This is a genomic window from Synergistales bacterium, assembly GCA_021736445.1.
Classification (GTDB): Bacteria; Synergistota; Synergistia; order Synergistales; family Aminiphilaceae; genus JAIPGA01.
In genome coordinates this window covers 14,222-35,698 of sequence record JAIPGA010000020.1, presented here as the reverse complement: position 1 = coordinate 35,698, position 21,477 = coordinate 14,222, and the positions used below count along the sequence as shown (strand labels likewise).

The following is a 21,477-nucleotide window of genomic DNA, read 5'->3' as shown; positions in this document are numbered from 1 at the left end:
GTGACGAGGTAGCTCTGGGTCACGGCGTCCCGCAGTCGGTGCCCATGAGAGAGAGCCCTCCGCAGAACGGGGAGACCGATGGAAAAGGTCGTGGCGAAGGAGGTGACGTACTCCCCGGCCACGCTGTCCCGGGGGGCGGCCTCCTTCATGGCCTCCTGCAGCGGCACCGCGGGCGTCTCCCCGCATACGTCGTAGCGGTGGGCCCCGCCAAGACCGCCGGGCATGGCCAGCCGGATGGCGCGGTAGACATCGGCGGTATCGGCGACGGTGAGCTCCTCCAGGACGGCACCGACCCGGTCCCGGAAAGTCCGCGGCCGGGTCCGCAGCGCCGCCCTGGCCAGCGGCGCCAGCAGGAGCAGCATCCCCAGATTGGTGTTGCTGTCCACCAGATACCTGGTGTCCTCCACGGCCTGCAGGATGACGGCGCCCACCCCCCGGTCGGCGATACGGCGGAAGGCAGGTCCGATGGCGATGCTGCTGGCCAGAAACTGCTCGGCCGCCACATCGGCGAAGGGCTTGTGGTAGGTCACGTTCCCGGGCTTGTCGGCGGCCACCTCCAGCTGGCAGGCCAGCTGGCAGGCCCAGGCCACCTGTGTCTCAGCGGCCGGGGGTGCAGAGCACAGCAGGCTGCCGTCTTCCAAACACACGATGGATCAGCACCTCCCCCGCGTCGATTCCCGTGGCCTTCAGGAAACCCCGCCAGCCGGGGATTCCGTTGAGCTCCAGCAGCATGGTCCTGCCGTCGTCGGTACGCAGGATGTCCACGCCGAGATAGTCGGCCTCCACCACCGCAGCGGCCTCCAAAGCCAGCCGTTCCAGCTCCCGGTCCATCTCAACAGGGGCGACCCGCCCCCCCTGGGCCACATTGGTCCGCCAGCCTGTCCCGCAACGCCGCATGGCCCCCAGCACCTCGCCGCCCATCAGGAAGACCCGGTAGTCGCAGTTCCCGTGGGGAAGGTACTCCTGGAGGTAGAAGACATAACGCTGCTGCTCCAGCGCGGAAAAGACCCGGTCGGCCAGCTCCGGATCGTCCACCCGAAGCATGCCCCGCCCTTCGGAGCCGAAGAGGGGCTTCACCACCACGTCGCCGCCCAGTTCCGCGAAGGCCTCCATGGCCTGGTCGAAACGTTCGCAGGCCACCGTCGCCGGTACGGGCAGACCGGCCCCCTCCAGCGTGGCCAGGGTAAAGAGCTTGTCCACTGTACGTTCGATCACCGCCGCCGTGTTCACCACCCGCACCCCAAGGCTCTCCAGCCGGTGGAGGGCGTCGATCCGGTAGATCACCTGCTCCAGCGATCCGCCTGGAACGGAGCGGACGAAGAGCACATCCAGCGCGGCGAGATCCACCCCTCCGGACTCCAGTGGCGGTGCCCCGCCGCAGCGGGAGAGAAAGCGGGTGGCGGAAAGACAGGACGCGTCGATCCCCCTGCAACCCAGGCTGCGCTGGAGCGACCGGACATGCCAGCCGTCGCGCTTGCCCAGGATGGCGACCCTCACAGCCCCCATTCCTCGGAGAGCACCGGGACCGCAAGCTCGCCGGCCCGGAAGATCCGTCCGGTGGCGAGGTTGTTGAGGGTCACCCGCGCCGGGCTGAACAGCAGCGGATCGATCTGGTAGAAGTCGCCGTCGTAGCGTTTGAAAAGCTCCGCAAAGGGCACGCCGAAATCCCTGGCCGCCGAGGAGGGAAGACGCTCCAGCACCGCCTCCGCGGCGCTGTCCTCGCAGTCCACGGCGTACCAGACGTCGCCGCCGTAGAGCACGGCGTCGTTGGTCCAGCCCATGGCCTGGAGGGTGTTCCTGCCCACCGGTGGGAGCGGCGCCGTCCCCCAGCCGCTCTTGACGGCCCGGATATCGAAGCCCACCTCGTGCATCTTGTGGAGGCCCGTTTCCACCACCCGGGCGACCACCTGGACAGAGGCCGCCAACGATTTGGTGGGGGCCACCACCAGGTAGAGCGTCTGCGGCGGGATCCCGCAGTCCGCCGCCAGCTGCCGGGTGACCTCCGCCGGCGGGAGGCTGTCGCTCTCCAGGGTCAATACGGCCACGCCGGGCTCCTCGGTGATTCCCAGCTCCTCCAGCAGCGGTTCCTTTCCCCGGAGGATCCGCGCCGGGCCGGAGGCCATGGCGAAATAGTCCCCGCCGCTAACCTGCCATCCGGCGTACTGCGAGGCCAGGCAGGCCCGCACCGGACGGCTGACCGTCACGGAGACGCCCGGCATGGAGAGCCCCTCATGCACGTAGGGCACAAAGGCCACCCTGCCCAGTCCGCTCATGCAGGCCTCGGCGTAGAGGCGTCCCGCCTCCAGGGAACCGGCGGTCTCCACTCCGGCGTCCACAACCACGGGCCCCGCCTCGGTACGGTGGACCGCCACATCGAGCTGTTCGGCTTCGTGGATCAGCTCCTGCACCAGCACGGCGGCCCGTTCATTCAGCGTGGTGTTCATAGACAAGGATCTCTCCTTTCCCAATGGTGGTGCTGTCGCCGGTCCAGCGGACAAAGGCACCGCCCGCCGACGGCGCGTCCACAGGGAGCCCCAGCTGCTGCAGATGCCGCAGGTAGAGCTCCACAAAGGGGCTCCGGTAGCGGCAGGCCCGGGTAAAGGTGGGCAGCATGGCTTCCACCCCGCCCAGAGCCAGGATGGTGCCCCGCTTCATACCGCCGCCGGCCCTGGTCCCAAGCCGTCCGCAGACCGCGATGGTTCCGGCCACCATCCGCGCTCCGGCGAAGGCGCCGACGTTCCCCGCCACGGCGATGAGCCCCCGCCGCTGCGCCTCGCCGGTTCGTATCCCGGTGTCGCCCATGACCACCACGGTACCGCCGCGCATTCCCCGGCTCTCGCCGGGCAGGGCACCGGCCAGCATGTTGCCGGCATTCCCGGCCACACGGACAGCACCGTCCCGCATCCCGCAGCAGCACCAGTCGGGGAGGTTCCCCTCCACATAGATAGCGCCGCCCTCCATCCGTTCGCCCAGGTGCATCCCCGGGTCGCCCTGCACGATAAGGGTACCGCCCTCCATCTGCTCGCCGATCCGCTTGATCTGTTTCAGATTGCCTCTGAGGACCAGCGCCCTGTCGCCCTTCACGGTGATCCGGAAGAGCTCGTCGAGCCGCCGCCGGCGGTTGCCCACCTGCAGGGGAAGCGCCGCGATCTCGCCGGGCTCCCTGCCCAGGATCGTCCCCGGACGGAGGCAGGGCGCCTCCACGGGAAGGCTGTCCTCCTTGAGGGATTCGAGGATGACGCCTTCTTCCATCAGCTCGTCCAGGCAGTGTCCTTCCATAACGGAACTCGTGGTCATGACTGGTTTCCCCCTTCCCCGAAGAGATCGTAGAGGCCGATGCAGTGATCGCCCAGGGATCCGCCGTAGTTTCCGGCGCCGATCTGCAGGACGCCCTCCAGGCAGGCCGCGGTGATACCGGTCCGCATGGCTTCCTCCACCGACTCCCGGTCCAGACCGTCGATGACGATCTCCAGGACCGCGTTGGCCTCATCGGGCAGGGCGCTCTCCACCGCTCCCTTCAGGACAGGGCAGTAGGCCACGTTGGTGGAGGCCGGGAGGAAGGCATAGCGCGACCCCACCTGGCTGCCGCTGCGGACCACCCCGCCGGGGAAGGGAAGAATGCTTCCCTTCAAAGACGTCATGGCCTCCACCGCCGCCCTGGCGGCCTTCAGCGCCGAGGGTTGATCCGTAGCGATGATAAGAAAATTGCCACCACCGACCCCCTTTTGCATCCCGAAGCTGTCGGAAACAACAAACTCGCCACCCATAACGGGAATCCGCCAGTATCGCCTTCCCTCCAGAAGCTTGCTCACCTGAAAGGTATCGCCGAAATAGCGCAACCGCGCGCCCACAGCAACAGACCGCTCTCCTTCCAAGGCCGCGTAACAAGCCGTGGTAGGGCAGGTCATCACCGCCTGCCCCACCCGACCGATAAGCTGTTTTTCCATGTTTTTCTTGGAGGGGACAAAGAGCAGCACATCCACCCCGGGACGTCCGTCTGGCGTCTCCTCGGGAGACCGCCATCGCTCCACACCAGCCTCACAACCGCACCCTATCACGGAGGTGGCAAATCCCGCCACGCTTCCCGCCGCCGCCTGCAGCCAATGGTCGTCCGCGGCGGTGATGCAGAAACGGGTGCCCCACATTCCAAAGGCCTCCGCAAAGGTGTCGACAACCTCCACGCCGTTGATCAACACTTGAGGTTCCTCCATTCCTTCAGCGCTCCACACTCCATCGTGCGCCCCCAGTTGCCGCAGGAGAGGTGAAGACCGTCACCACGTCACGCCGCTCGGAGCGCTCCTCCAGGCGACGACGAATGGCCTCCGCCGCATCGGCTCCCTCGACCAGACCGTAGACCGTGGGGCCCCAGGAGCTCTGCCCCACGCCGAAGGCTCCCAGCGCACGCAACTGGTCGATCAGCGCCCGCGAGAGCGGGCAGGCATAGCGTCCCTCCTGGGCGGGGGCGAAACAGTCCCCCACCAGCTTCTGGATGGTGGTCAGGGAGCGCCCGAAGGCTTCGATATCGCCCTCCTCCACCGCCGGCATCAGCCCCATCAGGGTATGGCGGCAGATGGGCGCCGCCGTCTCCGGAGGGGGGTCGGGAAGACCGCGGAAGGCACCCTTCTCGGCCTCGCCGCTGATCCCGCACTGCACACCGGGGATGGCCACCACGAAGTGCCAGGAGGAGGGCAGCGGCCGGCGCCAGAGCAGCGGCGGCACCGCGGTCGTCCCCTGCAACCGGTGGCCGCCGTCCACCACAAAGCCTCCACGGTCGAAGAGAGCGATCCCGGCGCCGGAACGTTTTCCCCGCCCCATCATGACAGCTAGCTCCCGGATGCTGTGGGCTCCGCCGTGGAGCAGATCCAGCGCACGGCCCACTGTCAGTGCGAGCTGGGTGCCCGAACCGAGTCCCACGTGGGCAGGCAACGCCGAGGTGAGCTCCAGCAGGGCCCGCTCCCCTTCGGGGATACCTGTGGCCTTGTAGTAGCCTTCGGCGTAGCCCAGCATCCGCTCCCGGTCGTCACCTTCGCCCTTGAGTTCCGTCGCCGCAGTGGCTGTCAGCTCCATGACAGGCCGTTCCAGCGCCACTCCTATACTGCCGAACCTTCGGCCCAGACCTCCGTTGAGATCCAGAAAACCAAGATGCAACCGGGAATGGGAGACCACCCGCACCCGACGGGGACGCTCCCGTTCCGGAGCCCTTCCGCCGACCACAGGCATTCCATCGACCGGATATCCGTCGCCCCATCGCTGCAGCAGCGCCAGGGCCTCCCGTTCCTCGGCGCCGCCGGTCCGCTCCACCAGTTCGGCGGCCCGGGCAAGCTCTGTCCGGAAGGGTTCCTCTCCATGGATGTGGACCCTGGTCGCCGCTATCGTGGCCTCCAGGAGGGCGTTCCGGGCGCGGTTGGGCGCCTGTGGTTCCCGTCGCCGCCCCTGATGGACCACCCGAAGGCGGGCCCAGCCGCGCTCCCCCCGGGTTCCCCGCTCCACCAGCTCCACCTCCTGCCAGCTGCAGGCGGCGTCAAGGACAGAGGAGGGGATCGCAACGGCGGGAAAGGAGGGCAGCGCAGGGTCCCCCAGGGCGCTCTGCACAAAGGGAAGCACCCTGTCCACGATGTTGACCACGGCGTAGCCGCAGCGCTGGAGATTCGCCCAGGTATGGCCGGCGACAAAGGGACGGACCAGAAGCTCCCCTGGGGAGCGGTCCTCCACCCCCATGGGGGCGACGTGCGCCCTTCCGTCTGCTGTGGTTGTCGTCAGAATCGTCTCGATGATCATGGCTGTTCCGCGATATACCCCCAATCGAGAGGCTGGTCCTGCCTGTAGCGCTTACCCAGTTCCAGCGCCGTCTGGGCCTTCTGGAGCTCCCGCCCCAGATAGAAAGCGTGGGAGGAATCCGCCACAGCCAGCCGCCGGCACAGCTCCTCGGCGCTCGCACCGCGGAGGAAGCACCCGCCGTTGAAGATGTAGATCCAGGGCGGCGAGACGAAGATCCGGTAGTTGTCGTCCCGCACAACCTCCTGCATCCGCCCGAGCTCCTCCCCGCCGAAGACGCTGTGGGGAAGATCCCGGGCGGTCACCAGGCCGGCTCCTGCATGCTTGGGCACACACCGCCGCTCCCGCGCGTAGTGCATCAGCCGTCTCGCACGATCGAACTCGGCCACCGCACCGGCCGCCCAGGAGACCACCGATGTGGTGAGGACCGCGCCGACATCGAGGTCGGTGCAGATCGCCGCCAGCAACGCGTTGATCCCCGTGGAGTCGGCCTCCACCAGCTCCGTCTGGTTGCCGATGCCCATGAAGAGTCCCACCTCGGGATAGCGCCGCCGGAAGTCGATGTAGCGCTCCAGAGAGGTCAGAAGGCCGAAGGGGAAGGGGTCCAGCACGGGGTCCACCACGAAGGGCACCCCCCACCGCCGGAGCCGCTCCATGTTGCGCTCCAGCGAAGCGATGCTCCGGTCGTCAAAATCGGGGATCAGCACCACCGTTCCCTCCAGCGCCGGAGCGATCTCGATATTACTGCTGTTGACACTCAGCAGCAGCTCCGCCCCGGCCCGCGAGGCGGCCCGCAGGCTCTCGCCGTGGAAGCTGTCCGCACTGACCCGGAAGCCCTCCTCCCGCAGCAGCGTGACCTGCCCGGCCACACCGGGGTAGGCGCCGGAGACGGGACCGCCCAGGTCGATGATATCGGCGCCCTGCCGGGCGTAACGCCGGGCCGCCGCCAGCAGCGCCTCCGGAGCCAGGAGATGGGCGTCCACGATCTCCGCCGCGATCTCGATGCGGTAGTCCGACAGCGACGGCGTCGCTCCCTGCAGGCCGAAAAAGCCCGGCAGATCCTTGAGATCCTCCGGCCCCCGCAGGACCTCCACGCCCGGTGCGGCGGCGGCCAGCACCTCCCCGTCGCCCTGGCAGAGGCCGGGGAAGACCAGGGTGTCGTAGCCGCCGAGATCGGGCAGGCGCGCCGCGATCCAGCCGCAGTCGGCAAGCGCCGCTACGGTGATCGGCAGCACGTGGATCCCGTAGTCGAAGGAGGGAGCCATCTCGGCCAGCGTCGCCCGGAGGGAGGCCTCCGCCAGCTGTCCCGTCAGGAAGAGGTGCGCAGCCATCGCCGGAGCCTCTCCACCGAATCGACCACCTCCACCAGGGGGAGATCCGCCAGCAGGGAGCGGTTCCGCAGATCCACCGCTCGGGGGCACAACCGGAAGGTATGTCCGCCTGGATCCTTCGTCTCTACCTCCCCCGGGTTGTCGGTGGGCAGCACGCAGGAGGGAACCCCCGCTTTGCCGGCCTGAGCGAAGAGATTGGTGGGCAGGGTGTCGGCGATCCCCTGGGCGCACTTGGCCACCGTGTTGGCCGTGGCCGGGGCGATCACCAGACGGTCGTAGCGTCCCAGCGACATGGCCCCGCAGGAGGGAGCGCTGGCCGCCTGGTCTGCCACGTAACGCAGCCCCGAAGACCGCACCCTGTCTGTCAGGCCGTACATGGCGAGCACCTCGGCCCCGGCCCCGGATGCAAAGAGGGTGACCGTCCCCGCCGTCTCCAGGGCCAGATCCAGGGATTCCTCCAGCAGATAGCCCGCCCCGGTGACGCACCAGGCCGTCCGGAGAGACCCGCCGCCACCACCGTCAGACGGTGCCGGCCACCGCCGGGGTTGACGATTCCCGCCACGGCGTACCATCAGAAACGCAGCCACTCCTCCAGCGTCAGGGCCTCGCCGACGCCCTGTCCGCTTTCCAGCTCCGACCGGATGGCCCGGAGGGTACCGGAACGCTCGGCGAAGGCGTTGTGCTGGTGGATGCTCTCCAGATTCTCCTGCCGCACCAGGACAAAGCTGTCGTCCGGCAGATCGGGATAGATGTCCACCAGATTCCGGAAGACCTCCCGGACCACATCCTCGGTGAACATCGGGTTCTGATGCGCCTTGTTGACCACGAAAAACTCATCGGGACGCTTGAGCAGTTCGTAGGTCTCGGAGCTCATGGAGGCCTCCAGAACATGCACCAGATACTCGGCGCGTACCGCCTGCTCGCTGCCGATGAGCAGGGTTCCCCGTCCGCGCTGGTTGTGCGAGGCCAGCGGCAGGAGGTCCACGATGTATCGGGCGTCCTCCTCGCTGTACCCCTCATCGACCAGGAGTTTCCTGGAGTGGCTGCGGATCATGTCCTGGGCGCAGGGACAGGCGGTCATCCCCTCCACCTCCACACCGACCAGGCGACGGGTCTCCCGGCCGTTGCAGGCGGCGATTCCGATGAAGGTGTAGAGCTCCTCCACCCTTTTGCCCGAGATGGGCGTGCGTTTCTTGAGGGGATACTTGGCCCGGATGTGCACCTCCGCACGCTCCGCCTCCTGGGTGCGGGTCACCTGGCGGGCCAGCCGCTCGGCGATCCCCTCGATGCTGGTGGAGGCCTCCAGGGTGATCTCCTCCACCAGGCGCTCCAGCACATCGCTGAACCGGGACATATGGATCCCCGTCTGTGCCTCACTGAGATAGGCGAACAGATCCATCTCTGCGTAAAAGAGGGTCTCCTTGCCGTGGTCGCTCATCCGGATGATCCGCTGGAGGTTGGTCACCCCCACCCGGCTGAGGCTCACCGGCACGGCGGGTTTGCCCCGCTGGATGTCCCGCTCCAGATTGAAGCGCAGGCTCTGCTCCACCTTGACGACACCGCTGCCGTCCATCGCGGAGGCAAGCTCCCCGACGGAGCGGCTGTACCCGGCCGGCACCACATGGGGGTCCAGCTCCGCGAAGGGCACCAGGACAAAGGCCCGCTCGGCCATCCTGGGGTGGGGGATGGTGAGCTCCCCGGTGTCCATCTGGAGATCGTCATAGACCAGGATGTCCAGATCGATGGGACGGGGGGCGTTCCGGAAGCTGTCCACCCGCCCCATGCGCATCTCGATGGATTTGAGAAAGCGCAGGAACTCCACCGGCTCCATGTCCGTGCGCAGCCGGCAGACCAGGTTGAGGAACCAGGGCTGGTCGGCGTACCCCACCGGTTCGGTCTCGTAGAAGGAGGAGACACGCTCGATCACGGCCCGTCCCTGCAGGTACTGCAGCGCCTGGAGCATGTTGCTCTGCCGGTCGCCCAGGTTGGCGCCCAGCAGCAGGTACACCTCGTGGGCAGGCTGTCCGCTTACCGGCATGGGACCGACTCCCCGCTCCCCAGGTAGGCGTCCTGCACGGGATAGTTGTCGAAGGCCACGGAGTAGTACCGCTTGAAGTGGTTCCGCAGCGGCTTCTCCACCGAGGGATCGTAGTCCGGCGTCACATGGAAGGTGGTGCCCGCATCGCCGGTCTCCCCGGTGAACCTCCCGGCTTCTACCACCACCCGGCCTCCCTTCAGCACCCAGCGCGGCAGGTCCAGCGCCCGCCGGCAGGGAACGACGCTGCGGCATCTGGGTGTCCGTGCGCCGTCGTCGTCGGGATGGTAGACAGCCACGTCGCCGTCGGCGCCCACACCGAGATGTCCCTTGCGGGAGAGCCCCAGGATCCGGGCCGGTGCGGCCCGGGTGATGATGGCGATCTCCCCGAGGGTGTACTCCCGGTCGATGTCTTTCAGCAGCGAGCGCTTCCGGACCGAAGCGGGCAGCGTCTCCAGGATCTCCGCCCGGTAGTCCCGGTCCATGAGCAGCCGGATCACCTGGGGATAGCAGAAGAAGGGCCCGGCGTTGGGATGGTCCGTGGTGAGGGCCACCCGCCAGGGATCCTCGGCCAGAAGGAAGAGCTCCAGCCCCGTTACCCACTGCAGGGCGTTGATCCTGTTCTTCCGGCTGTACCGCAGCGGCACGATGCCGCCGCCGGTCTCGTTCTCCTCGTCGCCGCCGAACCACTTGTGACCCGTCATACAGCCCAGGTTGTACTGGAACGGCCCGTCGGAGGTCATGGTGGTGGCCGGACCAAACACGATCTGCCCCACGTCGAAGGTGACGTTGCTGTTGGCGTTCACCGCCTCGGCCAGCTCTTCGGTGCGGCTCCGGAACCGCCCCTTGCCGTCGTCACCGTAGCTCATGAACTGCAGATGCGTCAGGTGCAGCCGCCCCTGGGCGAAGCGGATGGACTCCAGGGTCTGTTCGGCGCTCTGGGGGGTCCCCAGGTTGAGCCCGTGGAGGTGCACGCCGTGGGGCAGACCCAGTTCGTCGGCCGCCCCGATCAGTGTGTCCAGCACCCTCCGGGGGGTCAGGCCGAAACCGGCGATCTCCTGATCCCAGTGGTGGGCGTTCCCCCGCTGGGATTTCCAGTTCTCCACGCCGCCGGGGTTGACCACCTTGATGCCGTACCCCCGGGCGGCCTGGAGCGTCCAGGCGATGAAATCCCTGGCCCGCTCCGTCTCGCCCCGGGCGATGCAGTCGAAGAGGAACTCGTTGTTGCCCAGGGTCACCAGGATCCCCTTGTCCAGCAGAGGCATGTCCTCCAGCTCCTCGTGGGTGTGGCGGGCGACAAGGGGGGCGCAGGCCGCCTCCATCACGGTGGTGTAGCCCAGTTCGGCGTACATGCAGCCCGTCATGAAGGTGGTGGGCACGGTGAAGCCCGCCCCGGAACGGCCCCCTTCGGCGCGGTTCCGCTTGTGGTCGGCATGGTCCTCGGGGCAGAGCTTGCGGCCGTGGTTCACCTTGGCGCCGGCGATGTGGGCGTGGAGGTCCACGCCGCCGGGAAAGACATTCATCCCCCGGGCATCGATGATGCGGGCATGCTCCCGATCCACCTCCTCGGGGGCCGCCACCCTGCCGTCCTTGATCCAGATATCCCGGACCGCTCCGTCCACACCGTTGGCGGGATCGTAGAGGAAGCCGCCCAGGATGCCCACCGGCTGCGTTCCGCTCATCGCTGCACCTCCTCAATCGGTGTCGTCGACTCCACCCGGCCGCCGTGGAGCCGCTCCAGGACACCGTCAAAGACCTCTTCATCGGTGGGGCGCAGCCGTTCCCGGAAGGCACGGGTCCGGATGGGCACCCCGTCCATCCGGTAGTAGGTCCCCTCGGCGTCCACGCCGTACTGGGCGGTGGGCAGGTAGACCGTGGCGTCCTGTGCGGTGAGCGAAACGACAGGGTCCATCACCACTCTGGGGATCCCCTCCAGCCCCCGGACCGCTCCGGCCGGGAAGTGCGCCCCGGGATCCGAGGCGACAACCAGCGCCGCGTCGGCCTCCCTCCGCGACAGCATGTCCACGGCGGTGAACTCGCCGGGTCCGTAGGTGGGCACGCCGCCGGCCAGGCTGACGGCGAAGGGGTAGCCGGTCTGCCAGGTCATCACCGCATCGGCGCCGGCCACGTTGCCGTGGCCCCGCAGGGCGACCACCGAAAAACGGGTGTGGGCGTTGAGATCACGGACCAGCGAGAAGTACTGCCCGATGTTGAGATCCCGCCCGGAGGTCATGGTGAGCCCCATGCCGAAGAAGGCCGCACCGTAGCGGCAGCTCCCGAGCTCCTCGGCCAGGGCGCCGAGCTCCTCCAGGGGCACGCCGCCCACCGAATCGGCACGGACCCTTTTCCCCTGCACCAGCGCCCGCAAGGCACCCAGCACCTCGTAGTCGCTCCCCTGCTCCACCTGCAGGAAGCGGTCGGCGGCGTTCGCGCTGGGTGTCCGCCGGACATCCGCGAGGATCATCCTCCGGTCCTTCCTCCCCCTGGGGGTGAACCGTCCCCTGGGCATCAGCGAGTAGCGGGTGAAGTGCCTGGTGTGGGCCACGGCGGGGTTGCAGCCCCAGAAGAGCAGCAGGTCCGCCCGGTTCAACACCTCGCCGAGGCTGCAGGTGGGCTCGCCGAAGTTCTGCATGGCGATCCCCGTGGGACCGTGGCAGACCGAGGAGGTGGTGTCGATGGCCGCACCGATCCGGTCGGCCAGGGCCACGCATCTCCGCTGGGCCTCCGAGGCCGTGGAGCTGAGGCCGTAGATCAGCGGGCTTTCGGCGTCACCGAGGATCGCCGCGGCCTCGTCCAGTGCCTGGTCCCAGGAGACAGGCTCCCCCCGGACCATGGGAGAGACCGGTGCGGCGTCGTAGCCCTCGATGTGCCCCTTCCCGTTGGTGCAGGCGCCCTTCACCCGCACGCCGCCGTCATCACCCAGGACCACGGCGATATCGTCGCAGAGGCAACCGCAGAAGGTGCAGACAGCATTGTTGATCTCTTTCATTGCGGGATCACCTCCACGGCAAGCCCCTTGAAGGACGGCATCCCGCACCCCGCCGTCTCCGGGGGCACCAGGGTGTTCGCCGCCGGACCCATGGGGACGAACACCATGTCCCGGGGCAGCCCGCTGTCCGTCCGGACCGTGAAGCTTTCCTCGCCGGCGGCGGTGCGCAGCAGAAGCGTCTGCCCCTCCCGAACACCCAGCACCGACAGGGCCTCGGGGTGCAGCTGCACCACCGAGACGGCCTCCCGGTACTCGTCGGTGGTCTTCCCCCGGTGCATCCCTCTGGTCTGCCCAGGCGTCCGTCCCGTGACGAGCACGAACCGACGGGCAGTATCCACATCAGCCATAGTGGTCTGGTTCCTCCTTCCCGCTCTTCCTTGGCAATCCTGAGAGGCATCAGCCCGCACCATCCCGGAGACACAGCATCTCGCGGTAGACATCCTCCGCCTGACGCTCCAGTCCGTTCAGACAGCCCGCCCCATCGGGAGCCGAGGCCAGAACGGTGCAGATGGGCTCACCGGACGCGAAACGGTCCCCCTTCCAGGGGATGTCCCGCCGCCCCCGCCGGCGCCATTCATCCGTACCGGGGGCACGGCAGGGTCTGCGGGCATAGACGACGGCCTTCCCCCTGAAGAGCCCCCCTTCCTCCCAAGGACCCGCATCAGGCAGCTCCCCCTCCAGACAGGCCGCACTGTGGAGCCCGAAAAGCGGTCTGTCCGGAACGTCAAAGAGTTCCATAGAGCCCGTAAAGCGGGGGTTCACCTCCAGAAGCACCGGCGGTCCCGCGGGGGGAAGCACCAAGTCGATGCCGTTCAGCCCCACCAGACCGAACCTTCCGGTGAGCGCCCCGGCGTAGCGCCGGCAGTGCTCCGCAACCCACCGCACCATTTCGCTTTTCCCCGGCAGGGGCGTGACATTCCCGCACCAGAGAAACCCCGAAGCGCCGAAGGCCTCCCGCCCCACCAGCTGTTCGGTGACCCCCAGGAGCCGCACCCCCTCGGGAGCGGCCAGGAAGGCACAGGAGATCACCCGCCCCGGGACATGCCGCTGAAAGACCTCGCCCTCCCGGAGAGAACCCCCGTCATCCCCGCACACACCGGCCCCCGCTGCCGAAGCGGTCCGCTTGCGCAGCCAGGCACCGTCTCTGGGACAGCTGTCCTGCGGAGGGTGCAGCGTGGCCGGTACGGGGATATCCTCCTCCCGGCAGACACGGTGGAGCCGCCGGAGATCACGAACCCGCCGGAGGACCTCCGGCGGGTTGCCCAGCAGACCAGCTCCCCCGGCGAGCTCCGCCACCAGGTCGGGACGATGCTCCATCCCTCCACCGTAGGCGAACCAGCGCCGCGGGATCCCCGCACAGGCGGAACGCAGCGCCTGGTCGCAGAAGGGCATCCCCAGATCGCGTCCCGTGGAGACGGTGCGGGCGCAGCCGTGGAGGTCGCTGTCGCCGAAGGCGTCCACCGCCGTGATCCGGCGGTATCCCGCGATCGCGGCGGAGCAGGCCATCGCCCTGATGCTGAATCCCACCAGAAGGAGGGGAGCATCGGCAGGGGACACGGCGGCTACACGCGCCTCTGTGGGCCGACGTCCAGGCCTGCCTCTCCGCGGCAGGCAGGCAGGTCAGTCGTTTTTGAGCTCCTTCACGATATCGTAGACCTCACCGGCATCCAGCACCAGTTCGTTGCTCCCGAAGAGCCGGGCCACGCACTCCCGCTGAACCTTCATCTTCAAACCGCCCACACCGATGGGGCCGAAGATGATCTGGCCGTCCTTATCCTTGCCGTTCCAGTGGGGCTTGATGTTCTCGATCCCCGAAGGCGGTACGGCGTTGAGATCGCCCAAAGCCTTCAGGGTGGCGTGGCCCTTCCAGATCGATTCGGGGAGCAGCATCGTTCCGGCGGCCCCGGTGGCCAGCACCGCTACGGCGCCTTCCAGCACGGCGGCGGTGGAGGCTTCGTCGTTCACCTCGGCCGCTTCCACATTGCTGTCGAAACGCCTGTTCACCTGATCGCAGGCCCTCTGTGCCTTCTCCATGCTCCGGGAGGTGAGGGTGACCCTGGCGCCCTCGCCTGCGAAGAAGCCCGCCGCACGCTGTCCCACCGGGCCGGTTCCGGCCAGCACAACGACCTTCCGGTCCTTCACGTCCGCCACGCCGACCAGCTTGGCCACGGCCGCCGCGGCGGTGGTGTTGCAGCCGTTGGAATCGAGCATCACCGAGTTGCGCACCGGCCCGAAGAAGGCGCCCTTGACGGCCTCCATCACCGCCTCGCCGGCGGCCACATCGGAGCCGCCCACAAAGACGGCGCTGTTTTTCGACTTCTCGCCGCCCCGGGTGAACATCACCCCGTGCACCAGGGGCACGGCGTTCTCCGGCGTGATCCCTCCATGCTGCAGGAGGGCGTCGGCGCCGCCGTCGTAGGCCGTCACCGCGTCGAACACACTGGGCTGTATGTCGGTATCCAGCTGAAGCAGAATCTTTTTCACCGCTGCATCGCTCCTTCCCGTTTCTCCGCCCGGCAAGGGATTACGCCCCTTCGGTTTCTTCAGGCGGGGTAAAACCCAGTCCGCCCACATGGACCGGCTCGCCGCTCATGACGGCAAGCTCCACGGCGGACTTCACGATCTTGAAGGAGAGAGGGGGGTCGGCCATGCCGCTCTGCAGCACCCGCTCCAGGTCATCGTACTCGGCCTTGCAGGAACGCGCGCCGTCGGTTCCCCGGGTCTCCTTGACGCGCACCTCCAGTGAGGCTCCCCGGAGACCTTCCGCCGCAACGCCGACCACCCTGTGCCGTACGGGCGTGAAGGGCACATGCTCCGGCTCGATGACCCTCATGCCCAACGTGTCCAGCTCCAGCGCCAGAAAGGCCCCCAGGGCTTGCAGACAGCTCCGGGGCGCATCGATAAAGAAGAGGAACTCGCTGCGCCCCTTCTTGGTAACGGCCGGAACGGCATGGACACTCGCCGCACCACGGTCCATCAGTCCGTCGATCAGGTAGGGAAGCCCCTCACCGGAAATGTTGTCGGCATTGACCAGCAGTAGCATGGACACCCCATCTCTCTTGCAGGCAGCAAAGGAGGGGGCCATCCGGCCCCCTCCTTCCACCATAGCGTTCCTACTCTTTGACGTCCTCCATATCCTGCATGAGACGCACGGCCAGACGGGCCACCTCGCGGGCCTTGTCCTTGGCGCCGGGGATGGCGTTGGTGATGCTGGCGCCCTTCTCGGCGTACTTGCCGGCGTCCTTCCAGCCCATCTTGCCGGAGGTCGCCGCCACAGCGGCGGGGATCACCACGTTCACCGTGCAGCAGCCGATGTACATGAGCTCCTGGGCCGCCACGGAAGCCACCGTGATAGGAATGGTCCAGTCGGACTTCTTGTTGAGCACCACATCGGGCACCGTCTTGTGGGACAGGCCTTCGATCTTGAATTCCTTGCCGTCCACGGTGACAACGGCGTCGATATCGGCGTCGAAGCCCCAGAAGGTCTCGGCGAAGGGATGGCTGCGGCGGGCGCCGCCCTTCAGCTTACTGAACTTGATGCCGATCTCCTTGCCGAAGAGCCCGCCCAGAATCATACCGGTACGCTGCTCCACCTTCTCCTGGCGCTTCACGTCGATGTCGTAGCAGATATCCTTGAGATCCTTGCCGGCTTCAAGCTCGTCCAGGGCATACTTGGCCAGCCGGTACTCCATGTTGTTGCGGATTCCCTGGGTGCCCATGATCACCGCCGAGGTCACGGGGCCGCGCCGCACCTGTTCGGCCTTGTGGGCCACCGTGTTGCCGGAGAAGGCCGAGATCTCGGGATCGATCCACTCGTTGAGCTTCATCTCCCGGATCATGTCGGCGGCGGCGTCCTTGTCGCCCTCGGTGTCGATGAGCTTCTTGGCGGCGCAGATGCAGTCCCCCACCAGATGGGCCAGCGGCGGGTTGACCGGGCCGGCGCCGAAACCCGCGCCGATCATCGGGCCTTCCTGGAAGGCGGCCATCATCTCGTTGAAGGTCATCATCCCAACAACGGTCGGAGCGCCCACGTCCTTGAGGATCATGCCCAGGTCACCGATGAGGGAAGCCGTGTCGAACTCCTCGCCGGTACCGCGGAGGTGGAGCTTCTCCGGCAAGCCGGCCGCCTCGGCGGCGCCCTTGCCGGCCAGATAGCCCGTCCCCTGGACAAAGAACTCGCCGTACTCCTCGCCGATCATGCCGTCGGGGTTGACGATCTCCAGCGTCGCTGCAGCGGCCAGCGCCGCCGACAGCCAGGGATTGGGGTTGATGCCCACGTTCTGGTAGGCCCGGAACATGGCCTCCACGCCCACCTTGGTCCCCTTCAGGGTGATGTCGGCATAGATCATGTCCTCACCGAGCACGCTATGCCCGTAGACGGCGCCGCCTGCCACGAAGGGCGGTACGTCGGCGCCATTGAAGCGGGTGATCTCGCCCTTGTCGATGGCGTCGTAGATGGCTTTCACCGCCGGGAAGGCGGAGATCTTGTTGGTCAGCTTCGAGGTGGGGATCGCCTGGACACCGGCTCTGCTCGCACCGGCCTTCATTCTGGCCATGGAGCCGAGCTTGCGGTTCCCCGCCGGGACGCCTGCTCTGGAGGCGGTGCCGGCGAGGTTCAGAAAGACCGCGACGATCAGCGCCGCGTTGGCGGCGTCGGCGCCGGCCTCCTTGGCGGCCTCGATCCCCTTGTCCATGATGCAGTCCACCGGCAGATACTCCATATTGGCGTCGGAGAGCTTGGTGCTCCTGCCGTTGAGGATCTCCTCGGTCATCGCGTTCGCCGCGCTGTAGACGGCGAGGTTCAGCATGCCGTGGCCCTTGGTGATCGCCTCGAGACGGTCGCTTGTGGTGTTCTCTACAAAGGTATTGGACGCCGCGATGGCGGCATAGATCTCCTTTTGCATTACCGTATACACCTCCTGGGATTCGAAACTCTTCATTTTGGCTCAATCACTTCTGTTTCCGTCAGACGGGATGTCTCCCTCCACCCATACCCCCTTTCTGCTCGTTCCGCACCGTTCCGCTGCGGTGTGACAGCGGCAACAGATCGTACCGATCTCCCAGGCCAACCATTGTGGGCTGTGACGGGCGAGAGATGTCCCTCCCCGCCTGCGGCTGCAGACACCCCGCTGGGGGGCTGCTTTTCGCGTTGCGTCACGCAGACGCTGCGCCGCAGACGGGCTGACTCCATCTATCGGCTGCCGGGGAAAGCCCGGATTCGCCTCTTACTCTGCCGGGGCGTCGTGTTCCCCTCCGTGGTGATGGTCGTGACTGTGGGGATGCTCGTGGGGATGGCCGTGTTGATGCCCGGCGTGTTCCTGCGGATGGCCGTGGTGTTCCTCCCGGCCCTGGGTATGCCCGGAGGCCTCCAGCAACACCCCCTGCAGCAGGTTGGGCAGGTCCGAATCGCGGTCGCCCAGACCATAGCCGGTGGCGGCCACCACACCCCGGGGCAGCAGTCCGTAGCGATCGGCAAAGGTCCGCAGCAGCACCGCACCGGTGGGAGTGGTGCGTTCCATGGCCTCGCCCCTGGCATAGACGGGGATTCCCTCCAGGAGTTTCAGTGTCGCCGGGGCCGGAACGGGGAACTCGCCGTGGGCGCAGTGCACTGTACCGGACCCCACATTGACGGCCGAGGCGACAACCGCCGCGGGCTGCAGGGCTTCCATCAGGGCACAGGCGCCGACGATATCCACGATGGAATCCACGGCGCCGACCTCGTGGAAGTGCACCTCCTCCGGCGGCATGCCGTGGACGACGCCCTCGGCGTCGGCCATCAGACGGAAGGCGGCCCCGGCCTTCTCCTGCACAAAGGGGCTCAGCTCGCTCTGCTCCAGGATATCCAGCACATCCCGCAGCCCCCGATGCGGATGGGCCTCCTCGGCGTGGACCTGCACATCCAGTCCCGCGATGCCCGCCTTCTTCGCCTGCCGCACCGTCACGCCGTATCCCTCCAGCGCCAGCCCCTCGAGGAAGGGCTGCAGCTCCCGCTCCCCCAGGATATCCAGGAGGGCGCCCAGCACCATATCGCCGCTGATACCGGAAAAACAGTTGAGATAGAGGACAGTATTCATGAAGCCGATCCTTCCCTCCCCGTAGAGTCGTGATCCACCATCAGTGCCGCCGCGTATCCCGCACCGATACCGTTGTCGATATTCACCACCGTCACACCCAGCGCGCAGGAGTTGAGCATCGTCAGCAGCGGCGCGATCCCTCCCAGGGCCGCGCCGTATCCCACACTGGTGGGCACGGCGACCACCGGACAGGAGGCGATCCCCGCCACGACACTGGGCAGAGCACCGTCCATCCCGGCAATGGCGACGATGACCCGGGCCTCAAAGATGGCGTCGAGATTGGCCAGCAGCCGGTGCAGCCCCGCCACACCGACGTCGAAGACCCGCCGCACCGTACAGCCCATGGTCTCCGCAGTGACGGCCGCCTCCTCGGCCACGGGGACATCGCTGCTGCCCCCGGTGACCACGAGCACCCGGCCCCTCTCCGCCACGTCCCTCTGCCGCCAGAGCCGGGCCATCCCGGCGTTTTCGAGATACTCCAGACCGGGGAGCAGCGAACGCACCCGTTCGTATTGCTCCTTGTCGATGCGCGAAAAAAGCGCATTGCCTCCCCCCTCGCCGAGGGTCGCGGCAATGCGCTCCAGCTGTCCAGGCGACTTGCCGGGACAGTAGATAATCTCGGGGAAGCCGTTCCGCAGGGCTCTGTGGGTATCCAGCTTGACCTCTCCCAGATCCTTGAAGGGGAGCCCCTTCAGAGCATCCACAAAGCTCCTGATCGTGATCTCCCCGCTCTGCAGTTTCTCCGCCAGCAGCCGCAGTTCCCGTTCGTCCATACAGCGCAGCGCTCCATTCCCTGAAGTATGACGTCACCCTGAAGAAACTTTATCATGGTTGCTGAATATACAACTATACAGGTATGTGGACATGATAGCAAACCTATTACGTTATTATACACACCACGCTGCTCAACGCAAGGGTTGCCCAGAATATTGGCAACACTTTCCGGCTCTTCGGTCTACCCGTCCTTCGGGGTGCGGAGGTACCGCCCGATATCGTCGGCCTCGGCCTTCCCCTTGAGGATATCGCCCAACCGGGAGATCTTCACCCTGGTGGGCAGGCGGCAACCGTCCACCAGCAGTTCGCCATCCCGGACGGCCCGCTGCATCCGGAAGCGCCCCACCGGCCAGTAGCGCACACCGATGGTGGGCGTGTCCCGGAAGTAGCGTTCCAGCACCGCTTCCAGCTGGTCGCCCCGCGCCAGGGCCCGCAGCAGATAGAGCGGCCGTCCCTTCTTGCCGATCCCCTGGACCACGTGGGCCTCCAGCGCCGCCTCCTGGATCTGTTCGATGGCCCGGCCCATCTCCTCGCCGGTGGCGTCGTCCAGAGCCGCCTCCACCAGCCAGACCTCCTCCAGCTCCGCCTCCCGGAGCTCCATGGCGCGCACCGTGCTCCCGCCGACTCCGGCGCCGTAGACCTGCCTGCCCGGCACAATCGACGGCAGACGCTCCACAGGGGCAGAGAGCCGCGCCAGGAGGAGCAGCCCCGCCGCGTCGCTGCGGCGTCCCGTTCCGGGAAGACCGCGCACCGGGAAGGCATAACGGCGCGCCACCTCCAGAACGGTGGGGCAGGGCAGCGGTGTCACCCTGGCTCCGTCTTCTTCCATACCGGCGCCGACACCCGCAGGGAGGGAACGGAATGTCCGGCCGGGGACGGCCATCCGGCGGAACACGGCCAGCGCCGTCAGGGCGGACTGAATCCAAAAGCCTCCCCCGGGAGACGCCTCGCCGGCCTCATCGTAGACCTCGGCCAGCTCACGGAGATAGTCCCGGCACTCCTGCAACACGCCCGAGGCCAAGTCCTCTCCGAGGGCAGCGGAGACCTCCTCCATCGCAATGCCTCTATCGGAGGTTCCGCTCCCGGTCACCGAAGCGGTGCGCACCTCCCTGCCGCCGCGCCGTTCCGACGCAAAGACCAGCTCGAACCGCTCCCCTCCGGGCAGAACCAGCGCATCCCGCTCCTTTCCCGGAGAGAGGACCTCCAGCACCGCCGCCAGGCCGAACGCCGTCACACCGCACTGGGGATCAACGAGGATCATGGTCTGGCACCTCCGCAAAACGTTCCATCTTGCCGCGCTGCAATCCCTCCAGATCGAGGGAGACCACAGGGAACCCTACCTCTCTGAGCAGCGTCACGATTCGCCCCTTTCGCTCCCAGACCAGCGGCATCTCCCGGGGCGCCACCTCCAGGATGGCCGCGCCAGGGGGAAACCAGCGGACCCGGAACGCCCGCAGCCCTTCGCCCCTCAGGAGACGCTCCGCTTCCCCGATCCGGCCCGTCCAGTGCGGATCCATGGACACACCGGGAGGAAAACGCGTGGCCAGACAGGGCGCCGGCGGCCGGTCGGCGTTGGGCAGCCCCGCCGCACGGGCCAGCGAACGGATCTCCTTCTTGGTCAGGCCCGCCTCGGCCAGGGGGTGGCTGATGCCGTCCTCCGCGGCGGCACGCACCCCCGGTCTCCCTTCAGCGATCTCATCGGCCTGGACGCCGCCGGCCACAGTACTGCAGCCCAGCCGGCGGGCCTCCTCCCAGGCCTTGGCATGGAGCTTTTTGCGGCACCAGTAACAGCGGTCGGGCCCGTTGGCGGTCACGCGCCTGTCGGTGGTGACATCCGCATCCGCAACGCTGTGCCGCAGGCCCAGATGCGCCGCCACCGCCGCCGCTGTCTCCAGTTCGTCCCCGGATACCAGCGGCGTCCGGAACGTCAGGGCCCGCACCCTGTGGGCCGCCTCTCCGGCCAGGAGAGCGAGCACCGCGCTGTCCACCCCCCCGGAGAGGAGCACCAATGTATCGGGACGTTCCGCGAAGAACCCCCGGACCGCCGCCGCCTTGTCCACAGAGCATCACCTCGATAGAACCGCATGATTGTGGGATACACGGTAGCACAAAACGCCGGCGGGCGGACACCGACGGTCCATCCCCCAAGCAGAGGATACGGGAAAGATCGAACAGTAGGTCCCGAAGATGGTCTCCGGAAGCGAATCGGGTGACGTCGACGGGATCCACACCTCCAAACCGAAGGCACGACACCGTGCATATCTCTCCCGGATTCCGGAAAACAGAATCTTTCAGAACACAACGAAGGCTTGCAGCCGCCACGCACAGAAGGTATTCTGTGCGTGGTCATGGTTATCATAGATTGCTACGTAAATTGAATACATTAATTCTGTTGAGTGCAGTGGGGATACCCCGCGTGAAAGTTGCGAGAAAGGAGGTACCATGAGACCCTTCGCACAAAGATCCTGTATTGCGTCATTGTTCATTTTGGCGGCCCTG

The 21,477-nt window shown here is 67.1% G+C and carries 20 protein-coding genes; all 20 read right to left on the bottom strand.

Annotated elements, in window-relative coordinates; genetic code table 11:
• Positions 1-590: triphosphoribosyl-dephospho-CoA synthase (locus tag K9L28_05005; protein ID MCF7935681.1), on the bottom strand; the 590-nt coding region annotated here is incomplete at its 3' end.
• A gap of 7 nt (positions 591-597) precedes the next feature.
• A complete protein-coding gene (locus K9L28_05000; protein MCF7935680.1) occupies positions 598-1,497 on the bottom strand; it encodes a RimK family alpha-L-glutamate ligase in 900 nt (299 codons plus the stop codon).
• Positions 1,494-2,444 carry a methenyltetrahydromethanopterin cyclohydrolase gene (gene mch, locus K9L28_04995; GenBank protein ID MCF7935679.1) on the bottom strand — a complete coding sequence of 317 codons (951 nt, stop codon included), beginning with the start codon at positions 2,442-2,444 and terminating at the stop codon, positions 1,494-1,496. Before mch ends, K9L28_05000 begins: the two co-directional genes overlap by 4 nt.
• Positions 2,425-3,297 carry a formylmethanofuran dehydrogenase subunit C gene (locus K9L28_04990; protein MCF7935678.1) on the bottom strand — a complete coding sequence of 291 codons (873 nt, stop codon included), beginning with the start codon at positions 3,295-3,297 and terminating at the stop codon, positions 2,425-2,427. Before K9L28_04990 ends, mch begins: the two co-directional genes overlap by 20 nt.
• Positions 3,294-4,196 carry a formylmethanofuran--tetrahydromethanopterin N-formyltransferase gene (fhcD, locus tag K9L28_04985; protein MCF7935677.1) on the bottom strand — a complete coding sequence of 301 codons (903 nt, stop codon included), beginning with the start codon at positions 4,194-4,196 and terminating at the stop codon, positions 3,294-3,296. The genes K9L28_04990 and fhcD overlap by 4 nt, the downstream gene beginning before the upstream one ends.
• A gap of 19 nt (positions 4,197-4,215) precedes the next feature.
• Positions 4,216-5,802, bottom strand: coding sequence for a DUF447 family protein (locus tag K9L28_04980; protein MCF7935676.1), 1,587 nt, complete (start codon positions 5,800-5,802; stop codon positions 4,216-4,218).
• Positions 5,775-7,106, bottom strand: coding sequence for a DUF6513 domain-containing protein (locus K9L28_04975; GenBank protein ID MCF7935675.1), 1,332 nt, complete (start codon positions 7,104-7,106; stop codon positions 5,775-5,777). The genes K9L28_04980 and K9L28_04975 overlap by 28 nt, the downstream gene beginning before the upstream one ends.
• Positions 7,085-7,678, bottom strand: coding sequence for a flavoprotein (locus K9L28_04970; protein MCF7935674.1), 594 nt, complete (start codon positions 7,676-7,678; stop codon positions 7,085-7,087). Before K9L28_04970 ends, K9L28_04975 begins: the two co-directional genes overlap by 22 nt.
• Complete coding sequence (gene mptA / locus K9L28_04965) at positions 7,678-9,144, bottom strand: GTP cyclohydrolase MptA (protein MCF7935673.1); 1,467 nt, start codon at positions 9,142-9,144, stop codon at positions 7,678-7,680. The genes K9L28_04970 and mptA overlap by 1 nt, the downstream gene beginning before the upstream one ends.
• Entirely contained in the window at positions 9,135-10,823 is a 1,689-nt protein-coding gene (locus K9L28_04960; GenBank protein ID MCF7935672.1) for a formylmethanofuran dehydrogenase subunit A, read from the bottom strand. The genes mptA and K9L28_04960 overlap by 10 nt, the downstream gene beginning before the upstream one ends.
• Positions 10,820-12,130 carry a formylmethanofuran dehydrogenase subunit B gene (locus K9L28_04955; GenBank protein MCF7935671.1) on the bottom strand — a complete coding sequence of 437 codons (1,311 nt, stop codon included), beginning with the start codon at positions 12,128-12,130 and terminating at the stop codon, positions 10,820-10,822. Before K9L28_04955 ends, K9L28_04960 begins: the two co-directional genes overlap by 4 nt.
• Entirely contained in the window at positions 12,127-12,477 is a 351-nt protein-coding gene (locus tag K9L28_04950; GenBank protein MCF7935670.1) for a formylmethanofuran dehydrogenase, read from the bottom strand. Before K9L28_04950 ends, K9L28_04955 begins: the two co-directional genes overlap by 4 nt.
• A 49-nt stretch (positions 12,478-12,526) precedes the next feature.
• Complete coding sequence (locus tag K9L28_04945) at positions 12,527-13,687, bottom strand: ATP-grasp domain-containing protein (GenBank protein ID MCF7935669.1); 1,161 nt, start codon at positions 13,685-13,687, stop codon at positions 12,527-12,529.
• A 63-nt stretch (positions 13,688-13,750) separates the two neighbouring features.
• Positions 13,751-14,614, bottom strand: coding sequence for a methylenetetrahydromethanopterin dehydrogenase (locus K9L28_04940; GenBank protein MCF7935668.1), 864 nt, complete (start codon positions 14,612-14,614; stop codon positions 13,751-13,753).
• 40 nt (positions 14,615-14,654) lie between these two features.
• Positions 14,655-15,215, bottom strand: coding sequence for a LarC family nickel insertion protein (locus tag K9L28_04935; GenBank protein ID MCF7935667.1), 561 nt, complete (start codon positions 15,213-15,215; stop codon positions 14,655-14,657).
• Positions 15,216-15,243: 28 nt separating this feature from the next.
• A complete protein-coding gene (locus tag K9L28_04930) occupies positions 15,244-17,034 on the bottom strand; it encodes a hypothetical protein (protein MCF7935666.1) in 1,791 nt (596 codons plus the stop codon).
• A 321-nt stretch (positions 17,035-17,355) separates the two neighbouring features.
• Positions 17,356-18,204, bottom strand: coding sequence for a LarC family nickel insertion protein (locus K9L28_04925; GenBank protein ID MCF7935665.1), 849 nt, complete (start codon positions 18,202-18,204; stop codon positions 17,356-17,358).
• On the bottom strand, positions 18,201-18,977 hold the full coding sequence (gene larB / locus K9L28_04920) for a nickel pincer cofactor biosynthesis protein LarB (GenBank protein ID MCF7935664.1): 777 nt from the start codon (positions 18,975-18,977) through the stop codon (positions 18,201-18,203). The genes K9L28_04925 and larB overlap by 4 nt, the downstream gene beginning before the upstream one ends.
• Before the next feature lie 182 nt (positions 18,978-19,159).
• Complete coding sequence (locus K9L28_04915) at positions 19,160-20,239, bottom strand: LarC family nickel insertion protein (GenBank protein ID MCF7935663.1); 1,080 nt, start codon at positions 20,237-20,239, stop codon at positions 19,160-19,162.
• Positions 20,226-21,038, bottom strand: a complete 813-nt coding sequence (larE, locus tag K9L28_04910) for an ATP-dependent sacrificial sulfur transferase LarE (protein ID MCF7935662.1) — start codon at positions 21,036-21,038, stop codon at positions 20,226-20,228. The genes K9L28_04915 and larE overlap by 14 nt, the downstream gene beginning before the upstream one ends.
• Between the last annotated feature and the right edge of the window lie 439 nt (positions 21,039-21,477).

Coding starts and splice junctions, on each gene's coding strand:
- mch (MCF7935679.1), bottom strand. CDS start 2,444: ATGAACACCACGCTGAATGAACGGGCCGCCGTGCTGGTGCAGGAGCTG.
- K9L28_04990 (MCF7935678.1), bottom strand. CDS start 3,297: ATGACCACGAGTTCCGTTATGGAAGGACACTGCCTGGACGAGCTGATG.
- K9L28_04975 (MCF7935675.1), bottom strand. CDS start 7,106: ATGGCTGCGCACCTCTTCCTGACGGGACAGCTGGCGGAGGCCTCCCTC.
- K9L28_04970 (MCF7935674.1), bottom strand. CDS start 7,678: ATGGTACGCCGTGGCGGGAATCGTCAACCCCGGCGGTGGCCGGCACCG.
- mptA (MCF7935673.1), bottom strand. CDS start 9,144: ATGCCGGTAAGCGGACAGCCTGCCCACGAGGTGTACCTGCTGCTGGGC.
- K9L28_04960 (MCF7935672.1), bottom strand. CDS start 10,823: ATGAGCGGAACGCAGCCGGTGGGCATCCTGGGCGGCTTCCTCTACGAT.
- K9L28_04955 (MCF7935671.1), bottom strand. CDS start 12,130: ATGAAAGAGATCAACAATGCTGTCTGCACCTTCTGCGGTTGCCTCTGC.
- K9L28_04950 (MCF7935670.1), bottom strand. CDS start 12,477: ATGGCTGATGTGGATACTGCCCGTCGGTTCGTGCTCGTCACGGGACGG.
- K9L28_04935 (MCF7935667.1), bottom strand. CDS start 15,215: ATGGCCCCCTCCTTTGCTGCCTGCAAGAGAGATGGGGTGTCCATGCTA.
- K9L28_04930 (MCF7935666.1), bottom strand. CDS start 17,034: ATGCAAAAGGAGATCTATGCCGCCATCGCGGCGTCCAATACCTTTGTA.
- K9L28_04925 (MCF7935665.1), bottom strand. CDS start 18,204: ATGAATACTGTCCTCTATCTCAACTGTTTTTCCGGTATCAGCGGCGAT.
- larB (MCF7935664.1), bottom strand. CDS start 18,977: ATGGACGAACGGGAACTGCGGCTGCTGGCGGAGAAACTGCAGAGCGGG.
- K9L28_04915 (MCF7935663.1), bottom strand. CDS start 20,239: ATGATCCTCGTTGATCCCCAGTGCGGTGTGACGGCGTTCGGCCTGGCG.